Origin of the sequence: Providencia sp. PROV032 (assembly GCF_028484875.1) — a bacterium.
GTDB lineage: Bacteria > Pseudomonadota > Gammaproteobacteria > Enterobacterales > Enterobacteriaceae > Providencia > Providencia rettgeri_E.
On sequence record NZ_JAMPSX010000017.1, the window covers coordinates 1 to 12,417 of the forward strand.

Consider the following 12,417-nt stretch of genomic DNA (forward strand, 5'->3'; position numbering starts at 1 on the left):
TAAATTTAAATAAAGCATAAAAAGTGAGTCATAATTGTGATGGTGCTAATTTAAGGTGAGCGATTATTGGTTTTTTGATGGTAACGATGACTCAGCCATGCATAGATAGCCCCAGCAATAGCCCCCGCTATATGAGATTCCGTTGAAATGTATAAGTGAGTCGGTAACAAGCCACTCGCCATTGTGCCAAAATAGAACAGCACTAATAATGCGATAGCGATATCAACCCAGTTTCGACGGAAGAAGCCTTGAGCAATTAACAACCCCCATAAACCAAAAACCCACCCGCTTGCGCCGATGTGAACTGCATTCCTACCAATGAGCCAAACTGCTAATCCACCCGCAATAATGATAAACAGTGATGCCAATATGTAAGCTTTGATGGTGCGATGAAGCAATAATGCGCTTAAGATGATAAATGGGGGCAAATTGCTGAGTAGATGCTCCCAGCTTCCATGAATAAATGGAGCGAAGAAGATACCGAGCAAGCCCCATTCTGTACGTGGAACTAGCCCAAACTGGGTTAGTCCGCCAGCAGTTAAGCTATTAACCGATTGAACAATAATAAAAATTGCAACAATTGAGGTTAATAACTTAACGCGAGGATACCCTGATAAATAGCTCATTAGTGGTTGCCTAGTGCTTGAACACTTTCAACAAGTGACGCTAGCTGGCCAACAACCCGATCACCAATATCTGCATTATCTCCACCTAACGATTTGTTACGCATAAAGTCTTTCTTGATTTGTTGCCAACGTGCAGAATCTTTTTCTGTTAATGTACCACGCAGTTCAGCCAGTTTGAGTAAGTTCTCTTCTGCACCTGTTGTGAGCAGCTGTGCTTCACCCAAGTAGTGGTCATCGAGTAATCTTTCAAGTTCATCATTATTCATCACTGAAGAGATTTTTTCGCTGAGTTTATTCATATTACGGTAACTACCTTGCAAGCGAAATGCAGGCTCTGTCCGGTATTTATCGGATTGCGCTGCGCTAGCGATATAGTGTTGGTTAACTTTCAATACAATATCCCGTAACTTGATTAATTTACTAATTACCGATGTAATTTCATTAATTTCAGCATCAGAGTATGGGTAACTTAAAGTATTGGTAGAGACGGATTTGCCCATCGCTTTATCGACAAATAAGTACAGGTCGTTTAGATCTCGTAATGCAAGAGGGGCTAATACTGGGTTTGATGTCAGGCTGTTTTCGATATAGCTCAAAGCAAATGCTTCATCCATACCACCAAGCACTTCACCAAGGTTATAAATATCCGCACGGTTTGCTAGCATATCTGGAATGCGGAATACTTCCCCAGATTCGGTGTATGGATTCCCTGCCATAACGACACAGAATTTTTTACCCCGCATGTCATACGTCTTGGTTTTGCCTTTCCAAACTCCTTCAATGCGCCGTGTTCCATCACATAAGGAGATAAATTTTTGCAAAAACTCAGGGTGTGTGTGCTGAATATCATCAACGTATAGCATCACATTATTACCCATTTCTAAAGCTAGATTGAGTTTTTCTAGCTCCTGTCTTGCGGTTGCGTTAGGCGCTTGTTCAGGATCAAGAGAAAGTACATCATGGCCAAGAGCAGGGCCGTTGACCTTCATAAAAATTAGCCCTAAGCGGTCAGCGGCATATTCCATTAATGTGGTTTTACCGTACCCGGGCGGTGAAATCATTAATAGCAGCCCCATGAGGTCAGTGCGTTTACCTTCCCCTAAGGCCCCAATTTGTTTTGCCATATTATCGCCAATGATAGGCAAATAGACGTCGTTTATCAGTTTGTTACGTACAAAAGAGCTGAGAGGCTTTGCTTTGTATTCATGCAGTTTTAAACGACTACGTTCTTCAGTCACAATCTGTTGGCGCAGCGCTTGATACTGACGAAATTCGGGAATGAATCGCTTCCTTTGACCACGCATACGACTGAAGTAGTTATCTAAACTCAGTGCTAGAGTTTGGTTTTCAATGGTCGGGTGTTCTCCGAGCAACCCACTAACCTTAAAGTAAAGATCAGCTTCACTAAAGCGAGCGGAAGCGACTTTATCTAAGATAATAATGGCAATAGCCCCCGGTATGTATGGAACAAGGTGAGCAAACTCAGGGGTTGAGCACAGCCCTTGTAGCCAGTTTTGAACTAATGACCAGCGCTGAGCGTAGCGAGTGCCTAAATTTTGTTGTGAGCGATTAAAATCACCCCACATATGAGCGTCTTCTAAGCGGCTCTGGAGCGCTAAAACTAACTCCCTGGCGTATTTGCTATAGACGAGCTCTATTGGGGTTCTTGCTAATACAAAACTAAGATATTCAGCGGCTTGGGTTTGCTCATAAGCTTGGCATTGAATGGGGTTATCTTGTAAAAATAAGCTAATCCCCGCTTCGATTTCAGCTTGTAGGTCAATCAGTGCATTGTCATTATGGAATAATTGGTGAATATTCATAGCTGTTCTTGCACGTTCAGGCCATAAAGCGGGGAAATCGTCGTTTTGTACTTGCTCCCAATAAATAGCTGCGATAGCACGGGCTGTCGGGCTATACCGTAATAAATCTGCACTTTCACCGAGTGGCAGTAGTTTTTTCAGTAAAGCGACCGCATCGTGGTCATGAATACCTTTCTCATAGCCTTCTTTATAACGTGGGCTCGCAAAATCACGGACAATTTTTTCAAGTTTTTCTGTTGATGTTAATGCGTTTTTTAGAATGTCAAAATCTAGCCCATCTTGGCGTTTTGTTGCGGCATAGATAACTGAATAAGCGAGGTATTCGGCACGGTAAACCGTATCAGACTCAGATTCTAATGAAGCGCTCCAATAAGGTTTGAGCTGTGATAATTGTTCATTTTCTATGGGTTCTTGGAAGTCTGTTCCTGTGAGATAAACCCAGAGTTGTTCATTTTTGGGTAAAATAGTAAGGTCAAGCTCTTGGGTGTTTACGCTGAACCGGTGACGCCCGAGCTTAATGACATTTCCACCATCTTCAAAAATATCTGTTTTATCACGCAAAACTCGAATGGCTTGGTCTCGAGAGGATTTCAAACGTGCGTCAATGTCATCAGCTTTAACGTTATCGTTAATATCCCTTAATTTTTCAATTATTTCACGTGTTTTAAGCGCTAGAGGGTCTGAGGCAAAGAAGGCATTGAGTTCATCTTGAGACTGTAAACGGGCTGTTCGTCGTTGCAGGCTGTCTAGTAGACGATCAGCCGCAGTAACTAAATTTTGTGCGCGGCGCTGGCGGTCATCAATAAGAACTTGTTTATGTGATTCAAATGTTTCGAGTAATTCTTCCCGCTTAGCCAATATATCATCAAGAAATTCATCATGATTGCTAAATTGGCTTTCGAGTTCTTCTAACTGAACAAGTAATCTTGATAGCTGATCATCACAACGCTCAGGATCAGTGGCAAGAGACAGGGCATTGGTAATGCCTTGGCTGAACAGCCGGAATTGTGCGCCAAATTGAGCAACAGTTTCCACGCTGCTTTGCGATTTTCGTTTTTGTTGTAAACGAGCTCGAGATTGGTTTAGCTGAGCATAGATTTGCGAAATAGCATCAATAATGTGAGTTTGTTGTGTGACATCGTTGAAACTCAGTGAAGCCATTAAGTTTGATAGCATATCTAAATCAGTAGACATTTTTTCCATATCTTTCATTGGAATGTCTAGCTGAGCACTGTTTTGGGCTTTTTCTATTTGTTCTTCGAAAACAGTTAATTGTGTTTTAAAGGGCTGTAATGCTTTATCGCTAGCGAGAAAGACAGCGGTCTCTTGTGAGACATACTGTTGATTTTTCTCTATTTCACTTTCCATTTCGCTAAGCTTTTCTAAATCCATATAGCGAAATTCACGTAGTGAAATCAAGTGCCCGCGCTGAGCACTTAGGGCATTTAAGCCATCAACAAATTGTTGAATATCAGCCCAACTTTCAGGCAACGTCAGTGAAAGTAATGATTTTTGGCGGCTGATGGCCTCATTCATTGATTTGGCAGATTGCTGCTGTATGCTTTCGACCTTCTCATATTCATCAAGGACGAGTTCACTTGTCTGGGTGATTTCTTTGAGCAATTTGCCAATACCAAGGCATTGTTCATCACCAAACCAGTAATAAATATCCAGTAAATTTTTTGCTTGTTGGCTGAGTAGTTCGTAGCGAGCGATGGAAATTTGACTGCCTTCTATTTCTTTGGAAATATTCAATATTTCAGAAATGCCCCGAACTAAATCTGCATTGCCTATACGCCCTAAAAAACCGCTACGAGTTGGTTGTTGGTCGGCAAATTCTTCTGAGTAAAATGGGGTCTGCCAAACTTGCATAGGGTGAACGCGAGTCGCTTCTTCCCCTTCACCTTCAAATAACACCATTTTTCCATCTTCAAGCATGGCATAGCCATGGCCAATAAGTGGAACCGAAAGTGTGCGTTCAATTAAATTATAATTGAATAGGGCAATGCGTCCTTGATTTGGTGAATAGAAAACATATAGGACATCCTCTCCATTTGGAGAACGACGCAAACGGCGAAAACGCATTCCATCCATAGATTGCTCAAACGTTTTATAGTCACCATTTTGTAAGTAGTAGCCGCCAGGGAAAATAATACCGTGGTCTTCTGGTAGCTGGACACATGCTTGCCCAATAGCATCAATACGTTGTACGGATTGAGAGAGTGTGTTGTAAACCAAGTAACGCCAAGTTTCTTCCCGATAAGGTAAAACTTTTAAGAGAATTAGGCTGCCAGTTTGTGCATATTCAATTTGTGCGTCATCCAAAGATTGGTTTTTATCAAGAACTGCTTCTCGGTAAATCCCTAAACCATCTTCAGTATTATTTTCACATTTGATGGTTAAATCACCACCAATAGTTTCTATGAATACAGTGTCAAGAACATTGATGTGAGGGTATCGACCGTTAACAGTGTCTTCTCGTGTGGTTTTTTGCCATTCAAAGTCATAGGCTGGAGGGAGGGCAATATCGCGTTCACCCCGGTTATCAATATACTCAATTTTGCGTTTGTCGCTGGAGATTGACCAGCGGAAAACTCGCACATCCGTGATGCGATCGCCAATTTGAAAGCTAGCGAGAAGTTTGCCGTCCCGTTCAACAAGTTGCAGTAACTGTGTGTTCTTATAATAGGTATAGAGTTCAGTAAAGTCTTGAACAAAGCGATTATCATTTAAGAAAGTTTCTTCATAAGGGACGGCTTCAACATCAAACTCATCGTTGTTTTCAATTAACCGATATAGTGAAAATACATCTTCGAGGTGTGTTTCTTTTTTTAGGCCGAGGAATACGTTATAGCCAAATAAAAGCCATTCACCGACGCGGACAATATCCCTTGCTTGGCAATTATTTTCAGTACGAATGCGAATACGACCAATAATATCCATTTGGCTTTGACCAAATTCATCCAACCGCATTTCATTAAGTTGTGCGGCTTTTTGATGCAGTTGTTGCCCTTGGTCTGTCAGGCGTTTACGTAATATTTCATAAGCACCGCCTTCTGCAACAGCGCTATCGAGTATTTCTTGTTCGCGATCCGTATCCTGAATATCTGACATTGCGCAGCGAATTCCCTTAACTAAGACAATAAAAATGGAAAACAAATAATGGAAAATAATAGGGGGCAGGTTCACTCCCCCAATGTGCTAAAGGTTTACAGCTGGTCATCCGTTGGTGGAATCGGTTTTGACAAGACTGTTTTGGCTGGCTGGTTAGTGCCTTTAGTTGCCATAAAACCGTTTATAAGGTCTTGAACTTCTGGGTTTTTCAGTAATGCTGCAATATCAATTTTCTTGTCTTCTTTGCTTCGATTAATGAGCTTTTCGACATTTTCTTTTGCAAAACTGCTTTTATCCATAAAGCCATCAACCGCTTTACCGAGGCTTAGTGCTTTAGAGAAGGTATTGAAGAAGCTGCCGTCGCCGCCCACGATTTCAATATTGGTTTTGCTAAGTGCTGCAGCCAGTACATCAGCTTGCTCGCGGGCAATTTCTTTATTTGCGTCGATAGAGGCCATGGATTGTTCGAACTCTTTCTCAAGGCGCATACGGAACTCTTCATGTGAACGTGCGGTATCGCTGAGGTGATCCATTGATTTAAATTTGTCGGTTAAACCATCGGCTTCAGCTTTCAAGCGTTGGCGGATAACTTCGGCTTGCGCTGAACCTAATTGTCCTTCCCCTCGAGCTTGTGCTGCCAGTTTTTCTTCCAGTACTTTCGCGTCAGCTAAGCCTAGTTTTTCTTTAGCATTTGCTTGCTGTTCTTCACCACGAGCTTGGGCTGCTAATTTCTCTTCAAGGATTTTTGCTTCAGCAAACCCTTGTTGTTGCTCTGCTTTAGCTTTAGCTTCCATAACCTGAGCTTCCGTTAAGCCTTTTTCTTTCAGCCCACGTGCTTCTGCTAACAGTTTTTCAGCCGTAATATTGGCAAGAACAAGCCCTTCTTTTTCTTCTGCCTCTGCAGTTGCTTGGCGAACTCGAGCTTCTGCTAAACCTAATGCCGCGTGTTCGGCCTCAACCCCTTCAGCTAAGCGTTTTTTGGCTTCAGCTTGCTTTGCAGATGCTTCGAGTTCTGCTTGTGCCATGGTGCTTATTTCTTCTGCACGGTGTTTAGCACTGGCTTCATCAGCTTCGGCTTTTTTCACTTGGCGAACGAGTGACTCTTCTGCTTCTGCCTGTGCGTTAATCACGGTGACTTGGCGCATGCGTTCAGCTTCAGAGACTTCACGAACTTCTTTGATGCGCTCTTCTTCTTGTGCCACGGTTTTTTCAACGGCTACACGCTCACGTATAACATTGGAGATATTTTTGCGTTCTTCTTCGAGTGCTTTTTCTTTTTCTATACGTTGTAACTCAACTTCTCTTTCTCGGGCAACAATCTCAAGTTCACGTGCGCGGCTCACTCGTTCTTCTTCGATAGCTACAGCTCGAGTACGGTTTTGTTGTGCGACTTCAACTTCTCGCATGCGATTTTCTTCGCGGATTTCAATTTCTTGCTGGGTTTGAATACGCGCTTGCTCTGCTTTAAGGCGCTCTTCCTCTTGAACACGTAAGGTTTCAGCTTGTTCACGGGCGCGAATATTATCAATTTCACGCTTTTGGCGAGCTTCGGCATCGGCTTGTTGGCGCTCTAAAGCCAAACTTGCTTCGCGAGTTTCAACATTTTTCTTTTGAATTGCGAGCTCTTGGTCACGCTCTTTTTGGTTGGTTTCAATATTGTGGATCGCGGTAATTTCAGTAATTTTACGAATACCTTCGGAGTCAAAGATATTGTTTGGATCTAAGGCTGATTTTGGTGTTTGTTCTAGGTAATCAATCGCCACATCTTCAAGTGCATAGCCGTTAAGGTCTTTTCCTATCACATCAACAATGCGATCACGGAAGTCTTGCCGGTTTTCAAATAAAGTGGCTAAATCCAGTTGCTTACCCACTGTTTTTAACGCTTCAGAGAATTTTGCACTGAATAATGTACTGACTGCTTGATGGTCTGATGCACGGTCAACACCGATAGCTTTAGCCACTTTCAGTACATCTTCTGTCGTTTCATTTACGCGCAAATAGAACGCAACAGTGATATCAGCACGTAAGTTATCATGACAAATCAGCCCGTCTTTGCCTCGGCGGTCAACTTCCAAGGTCAGCAATGAAATGCGCATGAATTCTTTTTTATAGATGACAGGGTAAACTAATGCCCCAGTAAAATGTACTTTAGGCTGTGACGACATGTCATTGACAATCAAAGCAGTACCTTGTGGAACTTTGATATAGAAGGCTTTGAATAATCCAAAGAAGCCTAGAATAACTAGGATGATCCCCCCGATAATGGTTAAAAAGGGCATTAGTGCAGCCAAATCCATATTAATTCTCCATTGGTTCTGACGATGACGTCATTTCGATTATGCAAGCAAGATATTTATTTTTTAAAAGTGAAGTTATCCGTGGCGAAACTCATTTTCACTGACAACTTGGTAACTGTGCGATGATGCGTCATAGCTAATGATGACAACACGATCACCGCGTTTTAACTGCTCGGAGGATGGGGCGCGTATTTGTAAAATTAACCCAGCCCCGCCATCTTCTAATAGTGCCTCGCCATTTTGTTCATTTACCGTTCCTGAACGTACTGTGGCGTATTTACCGATAAGCTGTTGTACTGTTTTAGGTTTATTGAGATTCACCAATTTTTTGCGCACAGGTTTTAAGCACAAAGCGGTTAAATGAAGAGAGATAAATAGGGTGATCGCAAAAACGGCGAAGCTGACGAGATAACGTAATAAATCAGTATCAATGAAGCGAATAAAGATATGTACGCTGAAATAACTGATTATCCAGCCAAAAAGAGTAAATAACGTGACAATAATTGTGACCGGGATCCCTGCTAAGCCAAGTTTGGTTAACCAGCCTGCGAAACCCGTTGCATCAATACCGGCGTCAAATTCGGTATCAAGATTAAAGTTGTCGATATCCAATAATCCAAAAGCGGCACACAACCAATAAAATAGAACAATGATTAGCAAACCACTAAAGATAATTGTCGGGAACATCAAACTGTTATGGAAAAACAAACTCATAGGGTTTTCTCTTTATTATTAATGCATTATTGAGCTTATGTGAAAAGGAACGTTTGTTTAATTTATCACCATAAAATTATTTAGCTTAATAATATATTTTTTAATTAATTGCAGTATCAGACTAGTCTATAAGCACTTTTTATTTTTTTGAGTTTCTTACAATACTGGTTATTTATCCAGCCTTATTTGGTGAAGTTATTCCTAAAGTTTTATTGATAACAGCAAGGCATCAATGAGATAGGATTTTACCATTAAAAATTAAGTTGATGATAATCATTCTCAAACAAAGAACAGGTGTTTAAAGTACAAAATGGGGAGAATAGGGATGATTAGGGTGATAAATTTGCGCTTCATTATTTAAATTATCTATGAAGCGCAAAAAAGTAAGATTAGTCTATCAAGTTCAGGAATGCCGCACCTCGTGCGCCTCCAGAGTCACCATAACGCGCTTTTTCGATTGCAGGTAATGTTGCTATGCCATATAGGTATTGTGGAAGCACTTCTGGTAGTTGTTTATAGATCTCTTCAAATTGTGATAAGCCTCCGCCAATCACCACTAAATCGGGGTCAAAAACAGTGACGATTTGCCCCATAAACATCGCAAGTAATGACATATAACGGTTAACATGTTCTTTTGCTTGAATATTACCTTGCTTATATAGCTCAATAATTTCGATAGCCGAACGTTTTTCATTGGTGAATGAGGAATAAATACGCTCAAAGCCCGGACCGGATAGATAGGTTTCAAAGCAAGCTGTTTGGCCACAGCCACAAGTTATTTCAGGGACTTTTTCCCCTAATAGCTTGGCTCCACGAACGCTGAGATTCATGTGACCTATTTCCCCTGCAATTCCATTTTTACCGGATAAAACTTTGCCATTTATAATAAACCCACCGCCCACACCAGTCCCTAAAATTAAGCCAAGAACAGTAGGGAAGCGCTTGAAATTAGGGTCCCAAGCTTCTGATAATGCAAAACAATTGGCGTCATTTTCCACTTTTACTGGACGTTGTAATATATTAGCAAGGTCATGAACTAAAGGTTTGTATTGTGCAGTAGGGACATTGGTTGTAAATACGGTTCCTTCCGCATGGTTTACGATACCAGGGACGCCAACACCGACTTTTCCTTGGCAGCTAAATTTTTTATCTGCTTCTTGAGTGAGTTCGAGAAACGTATTTAAGAGTGTCTGGTAATCATCTTTAGGTGTAGGAACGCGTTTTTGCCAGACCTGATTTAATTCGTTGTCAAAGACGGCAAGTTCAATTTTTGTCCCGCCCATGTCAAAGCCGTAATACATTTTCATCTTCCCCTAATGGCTTATTTATTAAAAAGATAATGTATCTATTTGATAAATAATAAGTGATGGAATCTACTGGCCTAATTATACAAAAGTTCATCAGAGGATAAATTACTGTTTTGGTTTTTATTTTGTATATGGACTCTTTTCTTAGCTTTTTAGCCTTTTTGAATAAAAAATAATTGCACCGTTATCTCAAATGTTATACTGTTATATTATAACATTACATTTAGGTGGTTATTATGAAACAGGGGATCCATCCACAATATCGTACCGTGGTTTTCCATGACACAAGTGCAGATGCCTATTTTAAAGTAGGCTCAACAATAAAAACCGAAAAAACAATCGAGTATGAGGGTGAAATATTTCCGTATGTCACGCTTGATGTCTCTTCTCAGTCGCATCCGTTTTATACCGGTAAACAGAAAATGATTTCTCAGGAAGGTAAAACGGCACAGTTTCAAAAGCGTTTTGGTCGTTTTTTACAGTCAGAGGGTAAATAAAGATGAAAGTACTGAGTTCATTAAAAACGGCAAAAACCCGTCATCCAGATTGCCAAATTGTTCGCCGTCGTGGCCGGGTATATGTGATATGCAAAACAAACCCGCGTTTTAAAGCAGTGCAAGGCTGTAAGAAAAAACGTTAATTATTGAATTTAAACATAATTATAAAATTTCCTGTATCGCTTTATATTGTATTTACTTAGCCATTGCAGATTATTGCTCTCTGCCGTGGCTTTTTTTTATTTGTTTTTTTGTCCACTGATTCCCTCGATCATTAGCATGATTACTAATCTTCTTATTATTAGTGATGAAATTCACTTGCACATAGATGCATATTTTGTCAGGTTTAATACATGCGAAAAATTTCTAGCTTCAATTTTTGTGAATACTGAATGAATGATAACAATGACGGTATTTACTTTGTGGGGTCGAAACTAGAAATTTTTTGGTGAAAATTTAAACGAACAGGGTGAGTAAAAATGAAAAATGTAGGGTTTGTTGGCTGGCGAGGAATGGTCGGCTCAGTATTGATGCAGAGAATGGTAGAAGAACGTGATTTTGATGCGATCCGTCCTGTTTTCTTTACCACTTCACAACAGGGTGCGGAAGCACCGGTTTATGGTGGCCATCGTAGCGTTTTACAGGATGCTTTTGATATCGATGCACTAAAAGCATTGGATATTATTATTAGCTGCCAAGGCGGCGACTACACGAATGAAGTTTATCCTAAACTGCGTGAGTCTGGCTGGAATGGTTATTGGATTGATGCGGCGTCTTCATTACGTATGAAAGATGATGCGATTATTATTCTGGATCCCGTGAATAACCAACATATCCAAGATGGCTTAAATAAAGGCATTAAGACCTTTGTCGGTGGGAATTGTACGGTAAGTTTAATGTTGATGTCTTTAGGTGGGTTGTTCACTAATAATTTAGTGGAATGGGCATCTGTGGCAACGTATCAAGCTGCTTCAGGGGCTGGGGCACGCAATATGCGCGAGCTTCTGGCACAAATGGGGTCTTTGCACACGCAAGTGGCTAAAGAACTCCAAGACCCGGCCTCCGCTATTTTAGATATCGAGAAAAAAGTCACAGATTTCACTCGCAGTGGCACAATGCCAACGGATGCATTCGGCGTACCATTAGCGGGTAGCCTGATCCCATGGATTGATAAAGCGTTAGAAAATGGCCAAAGCCGCGAAGAGTGGAAGGGCCAAGCAGAAACCAACAAAATTTTGGAAACGGGCAGTAATATTATTCCAGTTGATGGGCTGTGTGTCCGTGTGGGTGCGCTGCGCTGCCATAGCCAAGCTTTCACATTGAAACTGAAAAAAGATATTCCGTTGAATGAAGTTGAGCAATTGCTTGCCTCACATAATGATTGGGTGAAAGTGGTTCCTAATGACCGCGAAATCACTATGCGTGAGTTAACTCCAGCGGCTGTCACTGGCACGCTTAGCACCCCTGTTGGTCGCTTGCGTAAACTGAATATGGGCCCTGAATACTTATCCGCCTTTACGGTTGGTGACCAATTGCTGTGGGGCGCCGCTGAGCCTCTTCGTCGTATGTTAAGAATTTTATTATAAGCGCGGCACCGTAATAAGTCGTATTCGATAAGCCTGCATAATTTAATATGCAGGTTTTTTTGTACCTAAATTAGTGACGAGCCGGTTCATTCTGCGGTGGCTGGTGTTCTAACTCTTTTGCTAAGAAATAGTTCAAGAACGTTCGGATCACAGCAATAATACCGAGTTTAATGAGGCTATCTAAATCTGGGTCAACGGTTGTGGCTAAGATATCAGCGGCTAATTGGAACTCTAACGCAGTGGCTAGCCAATCACCAAAACAATAGCGAGCCATTCGTGTTTTTTGGGTTCTCATCCACACGATCAGGGTCTTGATTAACCCAATCACTACGCAGATAACTGAAATAGCTTCTAACAGTAATTGAAGCACGTGAACACTAGACACCAGTAACTCACGTAAAAAAACTAAATCGAACATTCAGGCCTCGACTCGATAAGTGTATTGGATTCATA

Annotated in this window: 9 protein-coding genes; 3 read left to right on the top strand and 6 right to left on the bottom strand. The window is 41.3% G+C overall.

What is annotated here, in order from left to right:
* Positions 1–50 precede the first annotated feature (50 nt).
* From PSF42_RS12610 to nagK, 5 genes are all read right to left on the bottom strand, one after another.
* Positions 51–626: a rhomboid family intramembrane serine protease gene (locus PSF42_RS12610; protein WP_213913833.1), complete on the bottom strand. Its 576-nt coding sequence runs from the start codon at positions 624–626 to the stop codon at positions 51–53.
* The gene (locus tag PSF42_RS12615) at positions 626–5,563 is read right to left on the bottom strand and encodes a DNA repair ATPase (RefSeq protein ID WP_272680124.1); all 4,938 of its coding nucleotides are present in this window, start codon (positions 5,561–5,563) and stop codon (positions 626–628) included. Before PSF42_RS12615 ends, PSF42_RS12610 begins: the two co-directional genes overlap by 1 nt.
* Positions 5,564–5,658: 95 nt before the next feature.
* Entirely contained in the window at positions 5,659–7,860 is a 2,202-nt protein-coding gene (locus PSF42_RS12620) for a flotillin family protein (RefSeq protein ID WP_125893799.1), read from the bottom strand.
* 75 nt (positions 7,861–7,935) lie between these two features.
* On the bottom strand, positions 7,936–8,574 hold the full coding sequence (locus PSF42_RS12625; protein ID WP_272680125.1) for an OB-fold-containig protein: 639 nt from the start codon (positions 8,572–8,574) through the stop codon (positions 7,936–7,938).
* 389 nt (positions 8,575–8,963) lie between these two features.
* Complete coding sequence (gene nagK, locus PSF42_RS12630) at positions 8,964–9,875, bottom strand: N-acetylglucosamine kinase (protein WP_272680173.1); 912 nt, start codon at positions 9,873–9,875, stop codon at positions 8,964–8,966.
* Positions 9,876–10,117: 242 nt separating this feature from the next.
* On the opposite strand from nagK, the gene PSF42_RS12635 reads away from it, so the two are divergent.
* From PSF42_RS12635 to asd, 3 genes are all read left to right on the top strand, one after another.
* Positions 10,118–10,378, top strand: coding sequence for a type B 50S ribosomal protein L31 (locus PSF42_RS12635; RefSeq protein ID WP_004906261.1), 261 nt, complete (start codon positions 10,118–10,120; stop codon positions 10,376–10,378).
* Between the two features lie 2 nt (positions 10,379–10,380).
* Positions 10,381–10,521 (top strand): type B 50S ribosomal protein L36, encoded by a 141-nt coding sequence (gene ykgO, locus PSF42_RS12640; RefSeq protein WP_004906260.1) that lies wholly within the window; start codon positions 10,381–10,383, stop codon positions 10,519–10,521.
* A gap of 336 nt (positions 10,522–10,857) precedes the next feature.
* Positions 10,858–11,964, top strand: a complete 1,107-nt coding sequence (asd, locus tag PSF42_RS12645; RefSeq protein WP_213913826.1) for an aspartate-semialdehyde dehydrogenase — start codon at positions 10,858–10,860, stop codon at positions 11,962–11,964.
* 70 nt (positions 11,965–12,034) lie between these two features.
* On the opposite strand, the gene PSF42_RS12650 is transcribed toward asd, so the two are convergent.
* Complete coding sequence (locus PSF42_RS12650; RefSeq protein ID WP_125893791.1) at positions 12,035–12,382, bottom strand: DUF1622 domain-containing protein; 348 nt, start codon at positions 12,380–12,382, stop codon at positions 12,035–12,037.
* Between the last annotated feature and the right edge of the window lie 35 nt (positions 12,383–12,417).

Bases quoted from the DNA above. Each gene is read 5' to 3' on its own strand.
- nagK (WP_272680173.1), bottom strand. From the start codon at position 9,875: ATGTATTACGGCTTTGACATGGGCGGGACAAAAATTGAACTTGCCGTC.
- PSF42_RS12625 (WP_272680125.1), bottom strand. From the start codon at position 8,574: ATGAGTTTGTTTTTCCATAACAGTTTGATGTTCCCGACAATTATCTTT.
- PSF42_RS12650 (WP_125893791.1), bottom strand. From the start codon at position 12,382: ATGTTCGATTTAGTTTTTTTACGTGAGTTACTGGTGTCTAGTGTTCAC.
- ykgO (WP_004906260.1), top strand. From the start codon at position 10,381: ATGAAAGTACTGAGTTCATTAAAAACGGCAAAAACCCGTCATCCAGAT.
- PSF42_RS12610 (WP_213913833.1), bottom strand. From the start codon at position 626: ATGAGCTATTTATCAGGGTATCCTCGCGTTAAGTTATTAACCTCAATT.
- asd (WP_213913826.1), top strand. From the start codon at position 10,858: ATGAAAAATGTAGGGTTTGTTGGCTGGCGAGGAATGGTCGGCTCAGTA.
- PSF42_RS12635 (WP_004906261.1), top strand. From the start codon at position 10,118: ATGAAACAGGGGATCCATCCACAATATCGTACCGTGGTTTTCCATGAC.
- PSF42_RS12620 (WP_125893799.1), bottom strand. From the start codon at position 7,860: ATGGATTTGGCTGCACTAATGCCCTTTTTAACCATTATCGGGGGGATC.
- PSF42_RS12615 (WP_272680124.1), bottom strand. From the start codon at position 5,563: ATGTCAGATATTCAGGATACGGATCGCGAACAAGAAATACTCGATAGC.